General features: G+C 36.6%; 19 protein-coding genes and 2 pseudogenes. 10 read left to right on the top strand and 11 right to left on the bottom strand.

Annotation, left to right across the window (positions count from 1 at the left end; all coding sequences use genetic code 11):
- The first annotated feature begins 47 nt into the window (after nt 1-47).
- From istA (NST13_RS07445) to NST13_RS07455, 3 genes are all read left to right on the top strand, one after another.
- Nucleotides 48-1,208, top strand: coding sequence for an IS21 family transposase (gene istA / locus NST13_RS07445; RefSeq protein ID WP_342581738.1), 1,161 nt, complete (start codon nt 48-50; stop codon nt 1,206-1,208).
- On the top strand, nt 1,205-1,957 hold the full coding sequence (gene istB, locus NST13_RS07450) for an IS21-like element helper ATPase IstB (protein WP_342581739.1): 753 nt from the start codon (nt 1,205-1,207) through the stop codon (nt 1,955-1,957). The genes istA (NST13_RS07445) and istB (NST13_RS07450) overlap by 4 nt, the downstream gene beginning before the upstream one ends.
- Nucleotides 1,958-2,496: 539 nt before the next feature.
- Nucleotides 2,497-2,955, top strand: a complete 459-nt coding sequence (locus NST13_RS07455; protein WP_342581740.1) for a hypothetical protein — start codon at nt 2,497-2,499, stop codon at nt 2,953-2,955.
- 220 nt (nt 2,956-3,175) lie between these two features.
- Here NST13_RS07455 and istB (NST13_RS07460) read toward each other — a convergent pair.
- Together istB (NST13_RS07460) and istA (NST13_RS07465) are read right to left on the bottom strand one after the other, a co-directional pair.
- Nucleotides 3,176-3,931, bottom strand: a pseudogene (istB, locus tag NST13_RS07460) (IS21-like element IS5376 family helper ATPase IstB).
- The gene (gene istA, locus NST13_RS07465; RefSeq protein WP_342581741.1) at nt 3,928-5,130 is read right to left on the bottom strand and encodes an IS21 family transposase; all 1,203 of its coding nucleotides are present in this window, start codon (nt 5,128-5,130) and stop codon (nt 3,928-3,930) included. Before istA (NST13_RS07465) ends, istB (NST13_RS07460) begins: the two are co-directional and overlap by 4 nt.
- A 363-nt stretch (nt 5,131-5,493) precedes the next feature.
- On the opposite strand from istA (NST13_RS07465), the gene NST13_RS07470 reads away from it, so the two are divergent.
- Nucleotides 5,494-6,696: a transposase gene (locus NST13_RS07470; protein ID WP_027725900.1), complete on the top strand. Its 1,203-nt coding sequence runs from the start codon at nt 5,494-5,496 to the stop codon at nt 6,694-6,696.
- A 94-nt stretch (nt 6,697-6,790) separates the two neighbouring features.
- On the opposite strand, the gene NST13_RS07475 is transcribed toward NST13_RS07470, so the two are convergent.
- From NST13_RS07475 to NST13_RS07505, 7 genes are all read right to left on the bottom strand, one after another.
- Entirely contained in the window at nt 6,791-8,443 is a 1,653-nt protein-coding gene (locus tag NST13_RS07475) for an IS1182 family transposase (protein WP_342581305.1), read from the bottom strand.
- 404 nt (nt 8,444-8,847) lie between these two features.
- Nucleotides 8,848-9,624, bottom strand: coding sequence for a sulfite exporter TauE/SafE family protein (locus tag NST13_RS07480; protein ID WP_342581742.1), 777 nt, complete (start codon nt 9,622-9,624; stop codon nt 8,848-8,850).
- Between the two features lie 68 nt (nt 9,625-9,692).
- Nucleotides 9,693-9,920 carry a sulfurtransferase TusA family protein gene (locus NST13_RS07485; RefSeq protein WP_016839193.1) on the bottom strand — a complete coding sequence of 76 codons (228 nt, stop codon included), beginning with the start codon at nt 9,918-9,920 and terminating at the stop codon, nt 9,693-9,695.
- Nucleotides 9,921-9,987: 67 nt separating this feature from the next.
- Entirely contained in the window at nt 9,988-11,115 is a 1,128-nt protein-coding gene (locus tag NST13_RS07490; protein WP_342581743.1) for an MBL fold metallo-hydrolase, read from the bottom strand.
- 84 nt (nt 11,116-11,199) lie between these two features.
- On the bottom strand, nt 11,200-11,595 hold the full coding sequence (locus NST13_RS07495; protein ID WP_016839191.1) for a DsrE/DsrF/DrsH-like family protein: 396 nt from the start codon (nt 11,593-11,595) through the stop codon (nt 11,200-11,202).
- A gap of 19 nt (nt 11,596-11,614) precedes the next feature.
- The gene (locus NST13_RS07500; protein ID WP_096551814.1) at nt 11,615-12,175 is read right to left on the bottom strand and encodes a sulfurtransferase TusA family protein; all 561 of its coding nucleotides are present in this window, start codon (nt 12,173-12,175) and stop codon (nt 11,615-11,617) included.
- Between the two features lie 632 nt (nt 12,176-12,807).
- A complete protein-coding gene (locus NST13_RS07505; protein ID WP_342581825.1) occupies nt 12,808-13,215 on the bottom strand; it encodes an ATP-binding protein in 408 nt (135 codons plus the stop codon).
- Nucleotides 13,216-13,272: 57 nt separating this feature from the next.
- On the opposite strand from NST13_RS07505, the gene NST13_RS07510 reads away from it, so the two are divergent.
- Entirely contained in the window at nt 13,273-14,628 is a 1,356-nt protein-coding gene (locus tag NST13_RS07510) for an IS1182 family transposase (protein ID WP_328216756.1), read from the top strand.
- Between the two features lie 50 nt (nt 14,629-14,678).
- Here the strand turns inward: NST13_RS07510 and NST13_RS07515 are convergent, their stop codons facing one another.
- Entirely contained in the window at nt 14,679-15,122 is a 444-nt protein-coding gene (locus NST13_RS07515; RefSeq protein ID WP_342581744.1) for an ATP-binding protein, read from the bottom strand.
- A complete protein-coding gene (gene istA / locus NST13_RS07520; protein WP_016839663.1) occupies nt 15,119-16,651 on the bottom strand; it encodes an IS21 family transposase in 1,533 nt (510 codons plus the stop codon). Before istA (NST13_RS07520) ends, NST13_RS07515 begins: the two co-directional genes overlap by 4 nt.
- Nucleotides 16,652-16,793: 142 nt before the next feature.
- Between istA (NST13_RS07520) and NST13_RS07525 the strand changes: the two are divergent.
- The 5 genes and pseudogenes from NST13_RS07525 to cydC all read left to right on the top strand — a co-directional run.
- Nucleotides 16,794-17,570: pseudogene (locus NST13_RS07525) on the top strand (transposase); the annotation flags it as partial.
- Between the two features lie 446 nt (nt 17,571-18,016).
- Nucleotides 18,017-19,408, top strand: a complete 1,392-nt coding sequence (locus tag NST13_RS07530) for a cytochrome ubiquinol oxidase subunit I (protein WP_342581745.1) — start codon at nt 18,017-18,019, stop codon at nt 19,406-19,408.
- Nucleotides 19,405-20,406 (top strand): cytochrome d ubiquinol oxidase subunit II, encoded by a 1,002-nt coding sequence (gene cydB / locus NST13_RS07535; protein WP_342581746.1) that lies wholly within the window; start codon nt 19,405-19,407, stop codon nt 20,404-20,406. Before NST13_RS07530 ends, cydB begins: the two co-directional genes overlap by 4 nt.
- Before the next feature lie 8 nt (nt 20,407-20,414).
- On the top strand, nt 20,415-22,148 hold the full coding sequence (cydD, locus tag NST13_RS07540; RefSeq protein ID WP_342581747.1) for a thiol reductant ABC exporter subunit CydD: 1,734 nt from the start codon (nt 20,415-20,417) through the stop codon (nt 22,146-22,148).
- On the top strand, nt 22,142-23,908 hold the full coding sequence (cydC, locus tag NST13_RS07545; protein ID WP_342581748.1) for a thiol reductant ABC exporter subunit CydC: 1,767 nt from the start codon (nt 22,142-22,144) through the stop codon (nt 23,906-23,908). Before cydD ends, cydC begins: the two co-directional genes overlap by 7 nt.
- The last annotated feature ends 159 nt before the right edge of the window (nt 23,909-24,067 follow it).

The following is a 24,067-nucleotide window of genomic DNA, read 5'->3' on the forward strand; positions in this document are numbered from 1 at the left end:
TCGGACACAACCTTTCGTTAGTTTAATATTAATGACTTAACCAAGTTGTGTCCATAAATCTATACTACATCTATTCTTATCGTACTGTTTGTTACTTTATCTCTGAATGGATGAATACTCACCAAGAAGAAAAGGATAAAGGGTATGAAAGATTAGAACATCCTCCGGGTGAAGCTCAAGTAGACTTTGGAGTAATGGAAGCTGTACAAGATGGAGAAATTGTGGATATTCATGCTTTAGTTATGACGTTTCCTCATAGTAATGCTGGATTTGCAGTACCGTTACCAGCTGAAAATCAAGAATGCTTCTTACATGGTCTCAATATTCTTTTTAAACAGGTTGGGGGAGTACCTAAAAGGATAAGAATCGATAATTTGACCCCCGCTGTGAAGAAAAAAAGGACAAAAAATGAAGAAGCACAATTAACTGATGAATTTGTTCAATTTCAGCATTATTATGGCTTTGATGTGCAGGTATGCAATCCAAGAAGTGGCCATGAAAAAGGAAATGTTGAGAATAAAGTTGGATATATACGCTATAACTTTTTTACTTCAGCTCCAATAATGGACAGCTATGAGGGTTTAACGGATCAATTATTTCATAAATTAGAGGCGGACAGAAATAGAATTCATTATGCCAAAAACGTACGTATTGAGGACTTATGGCAGGAAGAACGGGATTATCTTCTAGCATTACCGGAAAAGCCCTATCCTGTATTTAAAGAGCATCTTGTTAAAGTAAACAAATATAATGAAGTGAAAGTGGATCAGACGTTGGTTCATGTCCCTAAGGGTGGCAACTATAGTCAATTACAAATGATATTAACATGGGATCAATTAAAGATTGTTTCACCTAATGGGGAGATATTATTGGATGACTATCGGCCATATATGAAAAAGCGAAAAGCATTACCATGGCTTTCAATAATTAAAACATGGATTCATAAACCAAGGGTTGTAGAATATTCGCGCTATAATAAGTATTTACCGGGAAGAATTAAAGAATTTTTGTTGGTAGATAATTTAATTATTCGACGAAAACGATTAGAAGCTCTAGCTAGTTTATTAGTTTCTCATGACATGAAGAAGATTAATGAAGAGTTCTATGAATTAATTGCACAGGATAAGCTACCTAGTGATAATAATCCTTATGAAGTGGACTGGAGTAAATACGATTCATTAGCTCCTAGAGAGGAGGCTGTCAATTGAAACAGGACATTAAAGAATTGTGTAAGTCATTGAGGTTAGCTTATGTTGCGGATGTATACGAGCAAATACCGTTTGAAACTCCGAAACAATTCTTATATGGGCTACTTAAGGAGGAAATAAGATTAAGAGAAAAAGCGAGAGCAATCCGCTTGATAAAAAAGGCGAAGTTCTTAGATAAAAAGAGTTTACATGATTACGAGTGGACCGAACAACTTCGGTTCCCTCCTCACTTAACCAAAGAGGATTTGTGTAGCCTACAATTTATTGAGAATCGAGAAAATGTAGTTTTAGTTGGTTCACCCGGGACAGGGAAGACTCATTTAGCCACAGGACTAGGGAAAAAAGCTTGTGAACTAGGTTATGAGGTTCGTTTTTACCGTGTTGCCCACCTAGTTGAGGAATTAGAGCAAGCTTTACGTAACAACCGTTTATCAGCATTTAGAAAACGGATGGAGAAGGTTGATTTGGTCATTTTAGATGAAATGGGATACTTACCATTTAGTAAAGAAGGAGCTGAATTATTATTCCAAATTATATCGGAGTTTTATGAACAGAAAAGCGTAATTATTACATCTAACTTAGAATTTAGTCAATGGAACCGGATCTTTACAGATTCTCGTTTAACAGCAGCGTTAGTGGACAGGCTAATTCATCACGCCCATATCATCTCTTTTCATGGCGAGAGCTATAGACTGTCCCACGCATTGTCGAAAAGGAATAAAATGGGTGGCAAACCTCTGCATTTTTAATTGCATTTCTCTGCACTTTTCTATTGCAAAATACAGTTCTGTTTCTAATAAAAGAGGTATCTATATAACATGCCCCTTTCAAATGTTTATGAAATCCATTTTCCATCATCATATCAAGTTCGATTCTGTTTAATATAATGAAAGGGATTATACTGTAATCATATCAATTATCGAATTTTCTACAAGTACTATTTAGATCATACCAATCCATTTATGAGCGATTGTATTCTTCAAGAGTTCCTAGATTGCGTAAGTTTTGTATAGAAGGCTCATGTTGAGCAATACTTTATTTACTAAATATAAACTATAGACATCCCTCAGCAATTCAAAAGTATCCCTCAACGCCTAGGCTAAAAATCAATTTAAACATTATATGAAATTATGTAAATCTGATTTAGGCTATTCAAATGTAAAAGGTATCATCGTATGTGCAGGAATATTACCTTATTTTGAAGATGAATTACAAAATACTAAAAAGTAAAATATTATTGTCCAAACCTTTGGATGGAACTTCACTATAACAAGTAGGGAGGATAAGAATGGATACTAATAAATTAGTAAATACTAAATTACAAGAATTGATAGAAGTATTTAATGAATTTTCTTCTTGCACAATTGAACCAAATCGTGGCGAACGCTTATTGATTGCAAGTAACAAGCCTGTTCCATGGGCTTCAAAATTAAAAAAACAGTATGGAGAATCAGAATACAAAATAGGATATATAGATCCTAAGAAGACTTGCCTTGGGTTATATATTGATTTTCCTCAAGGATTCTTAAACTTTGATGAAGTTTCCAAAGTTGTAAATCCAGACAATTGTTTACTTTATGCTCCACCTGAACAAAAGGCCCCTACTAGCAAAAGTTGGTGGCGCTTTAGAACAGAGGATTTTGACAGTATTCATATGGTTATTCGAAATAATGAATTACACTCCTATACTTTTAAGAAAATCGAATGGATTGAACTTTTGCGAAAAATTGTAGATGTGCATAAATAATGAGTCAATGGAAAAGGATAGTTTTATAGCTACCTACTTTTAGATTAATATTTAAAATTTAGATGAAATGGTGGAATCAACTTTTAAATAGATTTTGGATTTGTATAAGAAACATTCATAAATGCCATCGATTAAGAAAATATTTTCAAAGTATCAAAATAGTGTCAAGGCCGATTATTTTTTCCCCAAAATCGCCGGTTTAAAATTCCCCAGAAGGACCTTATTGATCCTTCTGTTTTTCTTGTTGGATCCTCTTTTCCCGTAATCGATAGCTTTCCCCCTTTAGGTTGAAAATGATGGAATGATGCAGTAATCGATCTAACATCGCGGTCGCCAATACCGAGTCTCCCACAACTTCTCCCCATTCCCCAAAGCTTTTGTTGGAGGTGAGGATAATCGGGGCATGTTCATACCGACGGGCGATGACCTGAAATAAGTAATGGGCGCTGTTTGGGTCCAGTTTTAAGTACCCCATTTCATCAATAATGAGAACGGTTGGCTTCACAAACATGCGAAGCTTTTTTTCCAGCTTTCCTTCCTAGTCGGCTTTTCTTAACTGAGTGACCAAATCATGGGCGGTAATAAAATACGTTTTATACCCTCTTGCGATCGCCTCCATTCCAATCGAAATCGCCAGATGTGTCTTTCCAATCCCCGGCGGACCGAGAAAAAGGATATTCTCCTTTCGATCAATAAACGATAAGGTAAGCAGCTCTCGAATCCGACGCTCATCCACGGAAGGCAGTGCGTTAAAATCAAACGTATCGATCGTCTTGCGATATGGCAGTTTGGACAGTTTGATGAGCGTTTGGATCGATCGTTCCTGTTTTTCGATGATTTCCGCCTCTAATAAGCGGAATAAAAACTCCGAATATGGTATATTATGAGTAGCTGCGTATTCTGCCATGGCGGACCATCGCTCCGCCATGACAGGCAAATGAAGACGGTGGCAATACTCGTGTATTTGTTCTTTCATGAGCTTTCCCCTCGCAGGAATGTGTCATAAACGGACAATGGACGAGTATCCACTTCCACCGAAACAGGCGAAATGGTGACGGCCATTTCCGTCTGTTTCTTTTTGATTTTTTCGGCGAATGAAATCACTTTTTTCTGTTGGTTCAAGTAAGAAATCTCCTCCCCTCGATAATACAATCGAATATCCCCATTTAATCGCTCCTTCACCAGAATTTCTTTGCCCGCATACTCCGCCGATAAGAGCCATTGTTCCCCTTTGTATGAGAAACTGCCATCCCAATGCACTTTCCGATAGGAAAGATAGCTCGTATCGTAATCGTTCAACGGGAGAGGTTTCAGCTGTTCCTCTGCCCAACGCTCTTGCGGAGGAATGCCGGTAGTGGCGTTTGGCTTCCGATTCGCCACTTGATCGAGCCAACGATGGAGAAGGAAATTTAATTCCTCGATGCTTTCAAACGCTGTCCCCACATAGAAGTGATCCATGATATACTGAATGGCTCGTTCGACTTTTCCCTTTGTCTGGGCCCGGTAAGGCCGGCACACTTTTGGAATAAATCCGTAGTAACTCGCAAATTCAGAAAATCGTTGATTCCATTTCACCACTCCTTGTTCCCGGCCGTCTGTAACGGTCTTCATATTATCAAATAACACCTTCTTCGGAACTCCGCCGAAGTATTGGAAACTCTGAATCAGGCATTCCATTAAGTGTTCCTGGTCCTGGCTGGTCGTAAATACCGCGTATTTCATCCGCGAATAGCCTAATGTGGCCACAAATAGCGATAACTTGACTTTTCTCCCTTCGATTATCACCTCCCCGACTTCTTTCCAATCGACTTGCATTTGTTCACCAGGAAGCGTTTCATAACGAACAGTGTATTTCTTTTTCGCCGTCTCTCGGAAAGGTTTTATATAGTCCTTTAAAATCGTCTTTCCTCCTGTATAGCCCTGTTGTCGAATTTCGAAAAATAACTTTTCGCTATTGAACACCCCATCCTCTAACATTCGTTTTTGAAGATACTCTTTAAATGGATCTAACTTGCTTTTTCTTTGTTTTCGCTTAGATTTGGAAGGGGGATTGGGGGAGAGAATATATTTTCGAACGGTTTTCCGATCAATCCCCAACTCCCTCGCAATATCGGAAATACTCATTCCCCTTTCATACATCTCTTTGATCATAAAAAATTCCCCTCTCGTAATCACGAACCATAGCTCCTCTCATTGACACTATGGTTCTATTGTAAGTGGGGAATTTTATTCCGGCTATATTGGGGATTTTATCATCGGCTTTAACAATAGTTTGAGGTGCAGTTTTTCTGTGGAAAAAATTTTGTACAAATAAATGAATGGAGAAGAAGGTGCTTTTTTATGAAAAGGTTGTAATCGAAAAGTTGTAATGGAAAAATCAACTAACAGAATATTCCGGATTATTAATATATCGAGCATTTTGCACATTTTTCAACCCAAGAGTCATAAGGTTTTCTAAAGCATAAAAAAGGACTTCACCCCTTATTTGTAGAATTTTGAAGTGACCAAACCACAAAAATCCATAAGGAGGAAGTCACTTTGTATATTCTACAAGAAAGTCTATTTTCCTTTGAAGAATTGCAAATTTTAGAGTCAAAAGAGAAATTACCGATCTTTTTTAGTGCTCTAGATTTGCGTCCTTATGCTAAACAATTGAAAAGTTCTTCACCCCAAGGGGCTGAAGGACATTCCAAAGAAGGGATATTAAGGGCTCTTATCGCTGCCCCATTAGAAGGTATTGATACTTTTACTTCTCTTCACAATCGATTAAAAAATGACCTGCGTTTTCGTTACCAATGTGGTTTAGATATTAGCAGGCCTGCACCATCCATCTCTACTCTTAGCCGAGTATTTTCTTCACTAACCAAAACTGGACTTGTGAAAAGAATCTTTCAAGATCTCGTCCAGTTAGCTCAAGAGGAAGGAGTAATTGATGGAAAACATCAGGCTATCGACAGTGCCGCCATTGATGCTTATGAAAAGAAGCAGCCTAAGAAGCGAAGTGAACAAACAGGCAACGCCAATTGGGGGGCAAAGTTTGATTCCTTCGGTAATAAAATTACTTGGTTTGGCTATAAGATGCATCTTTCCGTTGACACCAAAAGTGAATTACCAATGGCGATTGAAGTAACCCCTGCTCATATCAACGATGGGGATGTCGCACCACAATTAATTGAACAAGTAAAGAGTTGTACAAACTCTAAAATTGATTTCCTGATAATGGATGGTGGGTACGACCAGCTAAAAAACTACGAATCCGCCAAGAACATCGGGGCTCAAGCTATTATTCCACTCAATTTGCGTAATGAAAAGGAGCCTCCCGAAGGAATTGCCTCCAATGGAACCCCACGCTGTTCGATGGGGTACGAAATGACTTATTGGGGCGCCAATAAGGATCAGCTCAAATTCAGATGTCCACACGCAACCGGAAAAGTGGATTGCCCATTAGGAATGGCAGCCTGTTCATCCTCCAACTATGGAATGGTAGTAAAAATTAACGTGAATAAGGATCTTCGCCGGTACTCTAATCCACACCGCGATTCCAAACGTTGGAAAGAACTTTACAATGAGCGAACCAGTGTAGAACGGTGCAATTCAAGAATGAAAAGTTATCTTACAGCGAACTCCCTGCATGTGTGGGGAATCGATAAAGTAAAAACTCATATTTACTTGAACGCCATCGTATTACTGGTTTCAGCTCTCGCAATGGCAAAAGAGAGTAAAAAGCAACAAACCGCTTAAAAAATTTTTAAAGCGAAAAATTCTGCAAGTACGCCCAAAAAAGGACAAACAGAATATTTGTAAACCAAAGATACAAAATGAGGCTGGGACAAAACTAGCTTCTAGATAGGAAAAAGGAGAATTTGAGCCAACTCAAATTCTCCTTTTTCCATTTATCCCCATTATTTTTGGTTAGTTGATCTTTGTTGGCCGTGTATTTTCGTAAATTCACGGCCATTAAGGCAATGCCCATTTCATTTTCCACTTTCGATTTTCCTCGAACGGAAAATCGAGTGAAACGCAAATTAGCCTTCAAGAATCCAAAAACTGGTTCTACGTCTATTTTACGTTGACGGAAAATAGAACCAGCTTTTTCTTCTGAAAGCTTCGCTCTTACATATTCTTTTTGTTGTTCCCATTTTTCATTCACCATGACCTTTCGGTGATTGCCTTCCTTTGCTTTTGTGCATGATGAACGAAATGGACATCCTGAACAGTTTTCACATTCATAGATTTTCAATTCTCGTTTGAAACCAGTCTTATCTGTACGTACAGAACGATAACGGAAGGTTACTCGCTGCTGATTTGGACAAATGTAGGTATCACTTTCTTCGTCGTACATCCAATTGTCTGGATGAAATGGATTTTGTTTATATTTCTTCTTTTGTTCTTTCTCATACATGGTATATGGAATGAGTGCCTCACATTTTCGATTCGAAAGGATGTCTTCATAGTTTTGTTCACTACCATAACCAGCATCTGCGACAATATATTTTGGCAATGGAAAATAATGCTTCTCAATCTCATTCAAGAACGGAATCAATGTACGTGTATCAGTAGGATTTGGAAAGATGCTATAAGCTAGTGCGTATTGACCTTCTGTTGCGATTTGTACGTTGTATCCAGCCTTCAATTGACCGTTTTTCATATAGTCGTCTTTCATTCGCATGAACGTCGCATCTAAGTCTGTTTTGGAATAACTATTCCGTTCACCCAAGATTTCGAAGTCTTTTTGATACTTTTGTTTACGTAAAATCAAGTCAATCAACTGTTTGTACACTCGCTTCGGATATTTCCGTTCGCTTCTTAATGCTTTTCGTTCTGTGGCATCGGGCGATGCTTCTATCTTTTGGTCATATTCCGTAATCACTTCATCGACTTGTTGCACCATTTGAGCGAGTTCTTCAACGGACAGTTCTCCCTCATTTTCCCGCTCCATTTCAGGGATGATTTCCTTCTCTAACAGTTCGTTGTAGAGCTGATTGGATTTTTCAATTAAGCTTTGGTTGTATTTTTCAATGGATTTCTTCCATACGAAAGTAAATTTATTGGCATTCGCTTCAATCTTCGTACCATCGATAAAAATGGCTTCTTGATCGATTAACTTTTCTTCCACCAGTTGGCAACGGAATTGGACAAAACATTGACGAATTAATTCTTTTACTTCCGGATGCACACGAAAACGATTGATCGTCCGATAACTTGGTTCATATCCTTGTGCCAACCACATCATTCGTATACTGTCCTTTAATAGCGCTTCAATTTTTCGACCTGAAAAGACAGACTGCGAATAGGCACACAAAATAATTTTTAGCATCATGCGTGGATGATAAGCAGGACAACCTGTATTTCGAAGAAACGGCTGGAAGGCTTCATCTGGAATACTTTCAACTAAATGGTGAATGTGGAAGGCAATATCATTTTCTTGTAATTTTATTTCTAAATCTAGAGGCAAAACTAATTGATTCATGTTATAATATTTGAACATAAGGACCCTTCTTTCTGTTAGGTTTTGTGTGCTAACTTAATTTTAACAGAAGAGGTCCTTATTTTTTATTGAAAAAATGAAAAACAGCCCATGAAATTTTGGAATGAAATTTCATGGGCTGTTTCCATTTTAGAGGGGGTTTTGTCCCAGCCTCTTCTTTTAAAACTCTTTTTAATAAAAATCTAATTTTGCAAAACTCTCAAAATTAGATTATCTCTCAAAAAATCTTCTATTAATTAGTTCTTAAACATACAAAAAGACCGTCAAAGTGACGATCTCATAGTATCCCATTTCCTTCTTTCTATTTATTTATTACTAAAATCTATCTCATAATACCTTTGGGAAGTCTAAAATTTTTTTGATTGATTCAATAAGATTTTTCCCATTGTTCATGTAACTTGTTTTTATAGTATATCCATCCATACTTTAATAGCTGTACCGATAATGAGAATCGCTAGAATCCACTTCAAAATAGAAGTGTTCATTTTTTTACCAACCTTCACTCCTAAAGGTGAAGCAATGATACTTGCGACAATCATAATAATGGCTGGCAAGTAATCTACTTGCCCTGTTGATAGTTTCCCTACTGCACTTCCTATCGATGAAATAAACGTAACAGCTAAACTTGTTGCAATGGTCATGCGAGTTGGTATTTTTAATACGACAAGCATTATCGGTACAAGGAGGAAACCACCGGCTGCTCCAACAATCCCTGAACCAATTCCCACTATGAGAGATAAAATCGTTGCAAGTAGTTTATTGAAAGTGACTTGTTCTAACGGGATATCATCAATTTGCTTCTTTGGAATAAACATCATAATTCCGGCGATTAACGCCAAGATTCCGTATACAATGTTAACACCTTGTTCCGAAAAATAGGATGAACCAAAACTTCCGATGATACTTCCTATTAAAATTCCACTTCCCATATAGAAAATAAGGGATTTATTTAAAAAGTTACCTTTTCGATATGCCCAAACACCAGCAAGAGAAGCAAAGAATACTTGTACAGCACTTATCCCAGATACCTCATGAGCTGTAAATGCGGTAAAGCCTAATAAAGAAGGGATATACAAAAGCATTGGATATTTAATAATCGATCCACCAATTCCAACCATCCCTGAGATAAATGACCCAACAAATCCTATTGCAAATATGGTTAGAATCCAAGCAATGTCCATGTTGATACCTTCTTTCCAGAAGAGGTGACACCCTCTCCCGAATGTCACCTCTCCTCTTTATCGATTCGTTATCCCTTTTTAATAATGAATTTGATTACATCCGCTTCAATCGATTGATCTAATATTTCATGTCCACTTGATTTAGCCCAAGCAGGAAAGTCAGATAGTGCGCCTTTGTCTGTCACATGCACTTCTAACACTTGACCTGTCGCTAACGTATCCATTGCTTTTTTTGCCCGTACAATCGGGAGTGGACAAGATAATCCTTTTGCATCTAACACTTGATTGACTTCCATTTCAAACGCTCCTTTTTAATTCTCATTAAAAAGGGGGAGTTTATCATTCTCCCCACCTGTTTCATAATTAACGTACCGCACAACGGTTTGGACCGATTTCCATTTCCATTTGTTCTTCTTCGTCTGGTGTCAATTTCCCCATATTTACTTGACGAATTTCTTGGTATGCATTTGGTTGTGGTGGCAAGTTTTCTGTTACTGTCTTACGGAATTCTTCTTCACTTTCAATATTTAAACCATGGTTTTCCGCAAATAGATTCCCTAAACGTTTTGCAACTGTTCCATCTTCATTCAACTCATCAATAATCATGAAGTGTGCAGGCAATACAATTAAATCTTCCGCTAACTCACGATAACGGCGATAAAGCGTTTCACGAAGATCGCCTACCCAATCCTCAGCACGTCCTGCTAAGTCAGGTCGACCGATGGAATCAATGAATAAAATATCTCCTGTTAATAAATACTTGTTATCTACGATGAAGGAAGTTGAACCAATTGTATGACCTGGTGAATACAGAGCGCCTACTTCAATTTTGGAATTCCCAACCTTCACTGTTAAACCATCTTCCAATGGATTATATTCATAAACCACCTCATCTGCATCTTTTGGTGGTAAATAATATTTCGCCCCTGTTTCCTTTGCAATATGGCGTCCTCCGGAGATGTGGTCCGCATGTAAGTGTGTATCAAATACGTGGGTAATTTCCACATTTTTTTCTTTCGCAAAGTTGATGAACACATCTTTAAAACGAACTGCGTCAATAATGGCAGCTTCACCATCAGAAATGACCATATAAGATAAGCAGCCTTTCCCTAGACGAACAAATTGATACAGTTCACCTCCATTAGTCAAATCACCTACTTTAATTGGCTCGAGGTAAGAGCTCCAAGCTTTCATACCCCCCTCAAGGTAGTACACATCGTATCCTGCATCTGAAAGCATTTCCGCAACCATGACAGAAGAGCCCTCTTTCGCACAAACAACTAAAATATCTTGATCGGACGGTAATTTTGGAAGAATTTTTTCCACACCATCTAATAATTCAAAGTAAGGCACATTTAAATATTCAAATCGGTGTCCTTCAATTTTCCAATCTTCAAAATTATCTCTGTTTCGTACATCTAAAATAAATAATGGTTGATTTTCGATTACTTTACGAGCTACTTGTGCTGATGTCATTTTTTGAACTGCCATTCCACTTACCCCCTGCAGGTATATTTTTGTGATATGAAGTGGAAGAGTAATCCTTTCCACTAAAGAATGGAATAAAACAAATGATTAAAACGTTAATGTTGGTGCAGCATCTTTTGCAAACTCAAGGAATGTAACTGCGCCACCTACATCAATTCCATCAATAAAGTCTTCTTTCGTTAAATTCATAACATCCATTGTCATTTGACAAGCGATTAATTTTACTCCCATCTCTTTTGCCATTTCTACTAATTCCGGAATACTTGGAACATTTGCTTTCGCAAATCCTTCTGCATAATGTTCTTTTCCTTCTGGAAGTGGCAATTGTTTCATCGCTTCTTTATGAATCAAGTTCAGACCCTCAAATGTAAAGAAGATTGCTACTTCTTTCTCTGTAGCAGCTGCTGCCGTTGCGATATTAAATACCTTATATGCATCAAATAATCCACCATTACTTGCAATAATTGCAACTTTATTAGACATTTTTCAAACCCCTCCGAATTTATAATTTTTTTATTAAATCGCCTTTCCAAGCACTCATTCCTGGTAAGACGTTATAAACTTTTGTAAAACCTTTTTCTACTAATTTTTGAGCAGCTAAATCACTGCGTGTACCTGTTCGACAAATGACATAGATTTCCTTGTCTTTGTCTAATTCATCTAAACGGTCTTCTAATTCCCCCATTGGAATGGATATGGAACCTTCAATATGACCAAAAGCGTATTCCGCTTCTTCTCGAACATCTAGAAGAATTCCGCCATTTTTCACTCGACTCAGAACTTCATCATTCGAGATTGTATGTTCAAATTTCTTTTCAACAACTTGCTCATTACATTTACGAATGTAATGAAACAGCACGCCATTTTCTTCAAACATACCGATATATTGATGTCCAACACTGTCACACCATGCTTTTAAGTCGGCAATTGAACCTTTATCGGTCGCTTTCACTTCTAATACTTGGCCTTCCTCGATACCTTCCATTGCCTTTTTCGTCTTCACAATCGGCATTGGACATGAAAGCCCCGTACAATCTAACTGTACATGTGCCTTTATCGACATCTCAAAACCTCCAAATACCTAATAGGGTATTTTATTTTAGAAAAATTTTTTGTTGAATATAAAATCAAAAATTTGCCGTCATGGAATCTTTTTTCTTCATGTATGGATAAATATTTTATTACAGAAATTGTTTTTTCTTCTAATTTTGAATAGAACTCCAACACAAATTAGAGCAAAACTTGAATTGACAGCAATACATTATCTTAAGATAGATGATTTGAAACCTCCTTTTCCCTTTCTTTGTTACTCTAACGATATCATATACCCATTAGGGTATAATGTCAACGCTTAAATATTATTTTTACTGTTTTTAAAAGATTAACTAAAATTTCCAATACTTTTGTACAATTCCGTAAAGGAAATGTAGCCCTTAAAAGAAGGGAATTCTCTATTCAAGTCGTAAAATTGTTGATGGTAATTAATTTTTGTAGTGTTTGGCAATTAAGGTTATGCATAAATTTTTGCATATTTGACGCTTTACATGGTGGTGGGCATGATAGGCTACTTTGCCTTGCAAAGTCCAAATATAATTATGGCTTGCCCCCTTTGTGTAACCGTCAAGTAGAATTAAACAATTTTCCACAAATAATTTTAAACAGTTTTCTACAATTAAGATTCAACAGTTTGCTAAATTAAAATAATACCTTTCTGTATTTCATACGAATGCTATCCGTTTCGTTATCGAAAGTGATAATTTCACTCCTATGTAATAAACGGTCAAGTATAGCTGTTGTTAAAGTAGGATCACCAAGAAATTTTCCCCATTCATTTGGCCCTTTATTAGAGGTTAGAATGAATGCTGCTTTATCATATAAATCATAGATAAACTGGAAAAATAGATTGGCTTCCTGAGTCTCGTAAGTCATGTACATGACATCATCAATAATAATTAAATCCGAAGCTATAATACGTTTGTAGCGTATTTTAGATTTATTGATATATTCTTTTGTTTTTAAAATATACATAAGCTGATTCATGGAGACAAAGGATACTTTGTATCCTCTCAGCTTGTAGACAAAGTCCCTAACTAGGGGCCAAATCTACAGGCTTTTTTGTATAATAGGGATAGAATTCTTGGTTAACGGGGGAAATTTAGGATGTTATCGAAGCGTACTGACAATAATCGAAATCAATTGGAAATGGTGGCTCTTGATCAATTGGTTCCAGAAGATCATTTGGTAAGGAAGATTGAACAAGCCATAGACTTTGATTTTATTTACGATCTTGTCAAAGATACCTATTGCCTAGATAACGGAAGGCCTAGTATTGATCCTGTTGTGCTCATTAAAATGGTCTTTGTGCAGTATTTATTTGGTATTCGATCCATGCGTCAAACGATCAAAGAAATTGAAACCAACGTGGCGTATCGATGGTTCTTAGGATATGGTTTCACAGAGAAAATTCCTCATTTTTCAACGTTCGGCAAGAATTATGTTCGTCGTTTTCAAGGTACTGATTTATTTGAACAGATTTTTTATCGTATTTTAAAAGAAGCGATGAATAAAGGATTAGTGGATGCATCTGTTGCCTTTATTGATTCAACACATGTCAAAGCGAGCGCCAATAAAAAGAAGTTCGATAAGAAAATTGTCCGGGCAGAAACAAAAAGCTATCAAGCGCAATTAGAGTTAGAGATTAACCAAGACCGTGAAAACCATGGAAAAAAGCCCTTTCCCCCGAAAGAGAATGAAGAAACCAAGGAAATAAAGGTCAGTACAACCGATCCTGATAGTGGCTATTACGTAAAAGATGAACGGGAAAAGATGTTTGCCTATTCTTTTCATACCGCCTGTGATGCAAAAGGCTTTGTCTTAGCTACCAAGGTAACGGGAGCGAATATTCATGATAGTCAGGTGTTTGGTCAATTACTCGAACAAGTCATCGAAAAAGTAGGCAAACCAACTGCAGTAGCCGTAGATGCCGGATACAAAACCCCAGCGAATGCGAAAAGTCTATTGGATAAAGAGATTCGTCCAGTCATGCCATATACAAGGCCTAGAACAAAGGACGGTTTCTTTAAAAAGTATGAATATGTATACGATGAGCATTATGATTGTTATATCTGCCCAAACAACCAAACTCTTGAATACCGAACAACAACAAGAGAAGGATATCGACAGTACGCTTCGAAACCGGAAATATGTAAAACGTGCCCATTTTTAGAAAAGTGTACCCAAAGTAAAGATCACACTAAATTTATTCATCGCCACATTTGGGAGCACTATGTGGAAGAAGTCGACCACTTAAGACATACAGAAATCAATAGAAATATATATGATAAGCGCAAAGAAACGATTGAACGGGTCTTTGCCGATGGAAAAGAGAAGCATGGCATGCGATGGACAACTCTACGAGGACTGGAAAAATTGTCCATGCAGGCGATGCTTACTTTCGCTGCCATGAACTTAAAGAAAATGGCAAACTGGACATGGAAAAGACCATGTCCAGCCTAAATAAGAGAAGAATCTTAGAAAATGATGAGCAAAAAAAGACAAACCCCAACTCAAATGAAACATTTGAGTTGGGGTTTGTCGACAGTCTGAAAGGATACTTTGTATCCTCTCTCCACAGCGTGTATTCCTAATGCAACGGATAAATGTGTTTTTCCTGCTCCTGTTGGTCCCATCAAAATTAAAGTAAAAAATTCTTCAATCCAATTCAGTTCTTTTAATACATTTAGTTGTTTTTCACCAAGAGCTGTTTGTTCCTTCAAATCATAGGTATCAAACGTCAATATTTCTGGGAACTCTGCCCATTTCATTAATCTCTCATTATTTTTCTGCTCTCTACATCGCATCTCATAGCTTAAGATTTCATAAACCAGTTCATGATATGTCCAATTCTTTGCTTCAGCTTCACGGAGTAAATTCGGTAATTCTTTAGCCGTCTCAGCGAGGCGCAAGGTACGACATTTATCTTGTAAAATTTCATAGGGATGATGATTCATTCATTTTCACCTCCAGATAAGACTTTTAAATAAATGTCTTCGGATCGTTCTGGTGCTGATAAATCTTTATACTTCTCATTCAATTCAACGATTTTAGGTGAACTTTTTTGATATTGTACAGATAATGCATGTGCAATATCCCGAAAATCATTTGCACTGGTCATTCCAAGTTTCTTCATTTCAGATAAAGCTTCCTCACAATGATTTGGGTAAATTCTGATGGCTTGTTGTAGTACTTTGAGTTGATCCACTAAATGACGTGGATATCGTTCTTTCAATTTGTGTATTAACCATTGAATATTCTCTTTATCTATGAATGTTTCTTGAATTTGATGAATTAAAAGATCTCGTTTACTTGTGCTATGTTCCCGATGGGAGGGATCTGTAATAATCAATCCTTTTCCTTCGGATATTCGGTGCTTTGCTAACTCCATCCCAGTTTCTTTCAGTCGAATAATTAACCAACCATCCTCTTCTTGTAAATAAGCAAGATTTGGGGCATCTGCTCTATATGTTCCTTTAGGAACGCTATATCGATTTCCTTCATAACGAATAACATTGTCCTTATGGATATTTCTTGTTATACTTGGAGTTGAAACATTTGCGAAAATGTAAGTACCAGAGACTTTCTTTAAGTGTTGCTTTTCCAGGGCGTGCACTTCAGAAGGTCTCTTTTTCGTATTATGATGAACTTTATAGTTTCCTGTTCTTTTCAACCAAGCGTGGCACGATTGATTCCAATCTGAAAGATGATCGAATACTCGATTTTTGCTAAAATTATTTTTTACAAATTTCACAACCTGTTCAATTTTACCTTTTGATTCCGGATCACTCTTTCTACATAAATAAACATTAAATTTACGGGTATGATGATATTTAGTAAATTCAGCTGTAAGAATTAAATCACCTGCATTTTCACTAACTGCTAATAACGCATCTTGGTCATAGACCATTTCTTCTGGCATTCCTCCAAAGTATTCAAATGCATTTTCATGCATTCGAATCATATCGGAAGTACGAAAAGGTCGATCGAGCCATTCTACATATTTATATCTTGAATGTGATAAAACAAATGCGATAAAATACAACTTTTTATTCTCACCTTGTCTGTTTTTGACGGTAGTTTGTCCAAAATCCACTTGAGCCTGTTTTCCCATTGGTAATTCTGGAACTACACTATATGTCCTCTGAACCTTTACCTTTGGAATCCGATAGTAATCCCTCATTTCGTTTAAATAATTTCGTACAGTGTTCTCAGCGACTTCCCTGAAACCTAACTTTTCTTCCAACCAATCATAAACTTGTGCAGCAGTTAAATCAGGATGTTCCTTCAACCACCCTAGAATTTGATCATGATAAGGGTCTAGTTTCTTTTCTCTTGTACGTAATGTACTTAAAAATTCTTCAAACTCATCAGTACTCATATTCAAATAATCTATCACTCTATTTCTTGAAATATTTAGTTTTCTTGCAATAGCACTCTTGGAGAATCCCTCTTTGTATAAACGATGAATCTCGATGTAAAGCATAAATCTGTTCACTCCTAATTCCTCACTTTCAATAGACTAGTAACAGTATATTTGAAAGTGATTGATGGTGGGGAAACTGTTTAATCTTATTTGGGGAATTCTGTTGAGTTCTATTTGTGGAAAACTGTTGATTCTAGTTTAGCGTTTACAACAGCTGGATATCCCATTAGAAACCCTTTGGAAGGATGTACCGATTGAGCCAAAATGGGGTGTGAAAAAGAATAGTAAAGGAAAAAATACATTCTGGTTTGGTTATAAAGCACATTTAGCTGTTTCGACGAAAAGTCAATATATCATCACTCGTTTGATGTCCTCAGGTAATTTAAGTGATTGTAAAGCTGCGATTCCATTATTGAAAAAACTTCATCACTTAGGAAACGGTCAATTTACAATCGCTATATTTGATGCTGGTTATGATGTTGAACCTATTTACCGTCAAGCCGTATCACAGTCCATGCGAGTCGTGATTCCTTACAACGTTCGCCGAGAAGGAGAATATATAGGATTCGATGAACATTTTCGTCCAACCTGTGTGCGTGAACATAGTTACCAATATGACAGCTTTGACGCTAAGTACAATACATTAAAATTCACACGTCCAAAGGAATGTGCAACTTGCCCATTACGAGAAGACACCCTTTGCCAAAAAGTTTTCAAAATCAAATGTGATATAGATATCCGTAAATTTACCTATCCAGCACGTGGGACAGAACGATGGAAACAGCTTTATCAAGAACGTACAGCAGTCGAACGCGTTAACGCTTATTTAAAGGAATACTTTCAATTAAACAATGTCCGTCATCGTACAGGAAAGAAAGCAAAAATGCATTTCAATCTGGTGACGTTAATTTATAATACCTGCAAACTAGCAGTTGATCGAATCAATGCTTTATTACAGCAACAAAACCAAGTTGCATAATTAAAAAAAAACGAAGTTTTTAGTATAGGGGTACTCTATACTTCAGAAAAACTATGATTTATGAAATTGATTCATATGAATATTTAAAGGGAAAGATTTGAATGTGATGCTAGTAGAGATTCATAGAAAAGTAATGAATAGGGGAAGTAGAAATAACAAAGTTATATAAAAATAACTTTTACATAATATGGAGATTTGAGTTAAGTAATAAATGAAGAAACAAATAATAATAATTTTTTTGTGAAATAATGGGTTTTAACCATATATTCTCAATTATTTCACATTTAGAACACAGAATAGACATAGTTTTCAATATTGATACAGTATTAACACATTATTGTGATGGATTGTTCAAAAATTAAAAACCCATCTTAGTATAACAAAACTATAATATTTATAAACATAATTTATTTGAAGTTGAAAACAACAATAAGGAGGATATAAATGTGGATGTACTTTTATTAGCACGTATACAGTATGCAATCACAACAGTATTCCACTTTTTCTTTGTTCCATTGTCCATTGGAACAATCTTTTTAGTGGCAATAATGGAAACGCTTTATGTTGTAAAGAAAAAAGAAATTTATTTAGAAATGTCTAAGTTTTGGGGGAAAGTCTTTTTATTATCTTTTGCGATTGGTGTCGTCACAGGGATTTTACAAGAATTCCAATTCGGTATGAACTGGTCTGAATATTCTCGGTTCATGGGTGACGTATTTGGAGCACCATTAGCCGTGGAAGCATTACTTGCATTCTTTATGGAATCGACTTTTATTGGGGTATGGATTTTCGGTAGAGATAAGTTACCTAAATGGATGATAGCAGCTTCAGCCTGGCTTGTAAGTATCGGTACGATGTTGTCAGCTCTTTGGATATTAGCTGCCAATTCCTTCATGCAGGAGCCAGTTGGATTTGAAATTATAGATGGTAAAGCGGTTTTAACCGATTTTATGGCTCTTTTAACAAATCCTCAATTGCTTGTTGAGTTCCCACATACAATATTTGGGGCTCTAGCAACAGGTGCATTTGTTGTAGCAGGAATTAGTGCTTATAACTTTATGAAAAAACGCCATCTAGATTTTTTCCGTAAGTCTTTCAATATGGCAATGGTTGTTGCTTTAATTAGTGGATTCGGAATCGCTTTTAGCGGGCACGACCAAGCAAAGCATTTAATGGAATCTCAACCGATGAAAATGGCTGCTAGTGAAGGGCTTTGGGAAGATAGTGAAGACCCTGCAGACTGGACTTTAATTGCGGACATCGATGTAGAAAATCAAGAAAATAATTGGCAAATTGATATTCCGTATGCTTTAAGTTATTTAGCTTACGGGAAGTTTGAAGGAGCCGTACCAGGGATGCTTAGTCTTCAACAAGAGTATGAAGAAAAATACGGAGAGGGTAATTATATTCCACCAGTAAAAACTGTTTTCTGGAGTTTCCGTATTATGGCTGGCTTCGGTGGATTAATGGTTCTTATTAGTATGTTAGGTTTATGGTATAGCTATCGTCGGACAATTGAACAGAAAACATGGTTCTTAAAAGCGTTAGTTGTTTCTATCGCGATTCCATTCATTGCGAATACAGCAGGATGGATTATGACTGAAATCGGAAGACAACCTTGGACAGTGATGGGGTATTATACGACGGCTCAATCGGTGTCACCAAATGTGACAGCGGGACAAGTGTTGTTCTCAACAATCTCCTTTACATCGGCTTACGTTATTTTAGCGATTGTCATGATTTACATGACTGCGAGAGTTGCGAAACGTGGTCCATATGTAGAACAGATAACGGATGAAAATGTTGACTTACTAAGCAAGGAGGCGTTTAAATCGTGAGTTTACCAGAACTTTGGTTTATTTTAATAGCGGTATTATTTATCGGCTTCTTCTTTTTAGAAGGATTCGATTTTGGTGTAGGCATGTTAACGAGACTCCTTGCTAAAAATAAAGATGAACGGACTCAGTTGCTAACGACGATTGGACCGTTTTGGGATGCTAACGAAGTTTGGCTAATTACAGCGGGCGGTGCGCTTTTTGCTGCCTTTCCAAACTGGTATGCAACGATGTTTAGTGGATATTATACATTGTTCGTTATCTTCTTATTGGCGCTCATTGCTAGAGGAGTTGCGATTGAATATATTCATCATACGAAAACAGATAAATATTTGAATCTTTGGTATTGGTGTATTGCCATCGGTAGTTTTTTATCACCCTTTTTGTTAGGCATGTTGTTCACGAGCTTAATTCAAGGGGTTCCGATTGATGAAACGATGACGATGTACGGTACGTTTTCTGACTTTGTAAATGCTTATTCTGTTGTTGGTGGACTTGCTGTTGTTTTATTAAGCCTCGTTCATGGGTTAACTTATATAGGACTTCGAACGACAGGACCTGTACACGACCGAGCTCTTTCGTTATTGAATAAAGTGTATGTTGTGTTATTCATTGGTTTAGTTGTCTTTGCAGCACTTACGTATGTTTCAACAGATTTATTTATCGTTAGACCTTTAGCTACACCAATACTATTAGGTGCTGTAGTTTTAACTACTATACTCGGCATTATCTTTGCGAATAAAAGAAGAGAAGGATTAGCATTTACGATGTCCGGGTTAAGTATTGTATTTACAGTTGCAATGCTATTTATCGGTTTATTCCCACGAGTAATGATTAGCACTATCGATCCGGCATTTAATTTAACGATTGATAATGCGGCTAGTGGAGAGTATACCCTATCTGTTATGACGAAGGTAGCTGTTACATTATTACCATTCGTACTTGGTTATCAAATCTGGAGTTATTACGTATTCCGTAAACGTATACATCCAAAAAATTAGGTGAGATCATGATTGATCAAACATTGTTGAAATTAAAAGGAATTAAGAAGATATTTGGAATTCTTTTCATAACCGCCGTTTTGACTGGAGTTTTAACCATTGCTCAAGCAGTTAGTTTAGCGACAGTGATTACGAATTTATTTGATGGGAAAGAGCTTGAAACACAGCTTTTTCCTATCCTTTTATTTGTCCTTTTTTATACTGGAAAACATTTGTTACACTTTTTTAGAAATCGAATAATGGATCGTTATTCGATGAAATCTGGTAGCGACATTCGTAAACAATTAAACGAGAAACTGTTCGAAATCGGACCGAATATCACCGCAAAAGAAGGTACGGGAAATATTGTTACAATGGCGTTGGAAGGAATTTCTCAAGTTGAAAATTACATTAAACTATTTTTACCAAAGATTTTTAACATGCTTGTCATTCCAACGTTTATATTCATTTATACCCTTACCCTTGATATAAGATCTGCCGTCGTTTTAGTTGTTGTTTTACCAACTTTACTGTTTTTCCTCATCATTCTTGGGAAAGCTGCTAAATACCGAGCAGATAAACAGTATAAAACGTATCAATTGTTATCCAATCATTTTGTCGATTCATTAAGAGGATTAGAAACGTTACGATTGCTAGGGTTAAGTAAGGATTATGATCGAAATATTGAACAGGTGAGTGAACGATATCGAAAATCGACCATTGCAACGTTAGTCATTGCTTTTCTATCATCCTTTTCTCTTCAGTTTTTTACGAGTCTATCTGTAGCGATTATTGCGCTCTTCCTTGGACTTGCTTTAATTGATGGGGAGATCACGTTATATCCCGCTCTAGTAATATTAATATTAGCCCCAGAATATTTCCAACCAATTCGCGATTTTGGTTCAGATTATCACGCAACCCTTGACGGAAAAAATGCATTAACAGAAATTCATCGAATTATCCAAACTAAAGATTTGCAAAAAAACGATGTATTACTACCAAAATGGGATGAGCATTCAACGATTTCTTTTTCGGATGTAACAGTTGTTCATGAAGAGAGGAATAAGCCATCGGTCGAAGGGGTTTCATTTTCATGGAAAGGTTTTGGAAAAGTTGGGATCATTGGTGGTAGCGGTTCAGGGAAATCTACATTCATACAACTATTAAGCGGCTTTTTGGACCCGAATAATGGTGTAATTCAAATTAACGATCAAGAACTTTCAAGTTTAAGAAATGATAGTTGGCAAAAACAAATTTTGTACATTCCTCAAAAACCTTATATTTTTAATGATACGTTAGCGAACAATATTTCCTTTTACACACCAAATGCCACGAGAGAACAAATTGAACGAGCTTGTGAACTGGCAGGTCTTACTGAAATTGTAAATGCTTTACCGAATGGACTGGACGAAGTGTTAGGGGAAAGCGGTCGCATGATTAGCGGGGGACAAGAACAGCGGGTTGCGTTAGCACGTGCTTTTTTAGATAAAGGAAGAAAAATCTTATTATTTGATGAGCCAACTGCTCATTTAGATATTGAAACGGAATATGACATAAAACAAAAAATGTTGCCACTTCTTGAAGATCGTCTCGTCTTTTTTGCTACCCATCGCCTTCATTGGATGGTTGAGATGGATTGGATTCTTGTATTAAATGAAGGAAAGCTAGTTGAAATGGGGACCCATGAGGAATTAATCAAGAAAAAGGGTCATTACTATCAATTCATTCAAGCGCAGTACAAGGAGGAGGTGGAGGAATGTTAAAACCGTTATTCGATATATGGAATCACTCGTGGATTCGCCCTTATGTGAAAGACAATAAAAAACTATTTATTTTCGTCATTGTTTTAGGGGTGCTAACGATGGTTAGCGCAGGGGCATTAATGTTTACATCCGGATATTTAATTTCCAAATCGTCCACCCAACCTTATAATATTTTAATGGTTTACGTTCCTATTGTGTTAGTGCGAGCATTCGGAATTGCAAGGCCAGTTTTTGGCTATTTCGAAAAACTAATTAGTCATAACTTTGTGTTGAAAATTTTATCTAAAATGCGGGTTCGCCTGTATCAACACCTTGAACCGCAAAGTTTAACTTTAAAATCCCGGTTTAAAACGGGGGATCTATTAGGAATTTTGGCGGATGATTTAGAGCATTTGCAAAATTTGTATTTAAAAACGATCTTTCCAACATTAGTCGCTTTAGTTCTTTATGTTTTAATCGTTCTTTCTTTAGGATTCTTTTCAATTCCCTTCGCACTACTGATGCTAGGCATTTTCTTTTTATTAGTTGTGATCGTTCCACTACTAAGCTTACTCGCTAATCAAAAAGGCCAAATGGAAATGAAAAGGATTCGAACGAGGCTCTATGGAAAATTAACCGATGCTGTAATGGGTTTAAGCGATGTGAAAATAAGCGGTCGGCAAAAAGACTTCCTTACAGCCTATGAAAAAGATGAAAGAGAATATGATTTTCAAGAAATGAAACTGGAACGATTTCATCACTTACGAGACTTTTTCCTTCAATGTACCGTTGCCGTTGTTGTTCTATTAATGATCTTGTTTGTAAGTAATCAAGTGGAGTTGGGCGTCTTTAGTCATTTATGGATTGCGGCTTTTATTCTTGTTGTCTTTCCAGTAATGGAGGCCTTCACACCAATCCCAAAAGCAATAACTGATTTAACGAATTATGATACATCTTTAAAACGTATTCAACAAGTAGAACATACCGGTGTTGATTTACAAGAAACTGATTCAAAGTATTTACAACAGTTGAAAGTTCAATACCATTTTACTGTATCCTTTGAAGATGTGTACTTTCGTTATATAGAGGATTCAAAAATGGTGTTAAAGGGATTGAATTTACAAATTTGCCAAGGGGAAAAAATTGCAATTCTCGGAAAAAGTGGAGCGGGAAAGAGTACTATTGCAAAACTGTTGCTCGGTTCTGTCATACCAACAAATGGTGCAGTAAAAATCAATGATATTAAAACTTATAATATAGCCCGAGATATTCACGAATGGGTTTCTGTATTACATCAAAAACCTCATTTGTTTAATTCAACGGTGATGAATAATATTCGCCTTGGAAACATTCATGCGTCGGATGAAGAGGTGAAGGAAGTGGCTAAACAAGTACAGCTTCACGATTATATCGAGTCCCTTCCAAATGGTTATAATACAAAAATTCAAGAATTAGGGGAGCGTTTTTCTGGAGGAGAACGTCAACGAATAGCTTTAGCACGAATATTGTTGCAAAAAACGCCGATTGTGATTTTAGATGAACCGACCGTCGGATTAGATTCGATTACCGAAAGGAAATTGCTTGATACAATCTTTAAAAGTTTGGAAGGAAAAACGATAATTTTTATTACCCATCATTTAATCGGTGTAGAATTAATGGACCGGGTCATTTTTATTGAAGACGGTAATATAGAAATGGAAGGTTCTCATGGAGAGTTGTTGCAATCAGCAGAAAGATATAAAGCTTTATACAAAATGGACCGTCCCTTTAATATTTCGTGATTTATTAAAAGGGAAAGAATCACAATACTAAAATAAGAGTATCATCCCTCTATTGATTAGATGGAAGATACTCTTTAATTCACAATATTTTTCAACAAATTAAAGGCTTAGTTCATTTGGAGAACTAGGTCCTTTTTTGTAGTGATCATTACCTCAATG

This window comes from Ureibacillus sp. FSL W7-1570, assembly GCF_038593265.1.
GTDB lineage: Bacteria > Bacillota > Bacilli > Bacillales_A > Planococcaceae > Ureibacillus > Ureibacillus suwonensis.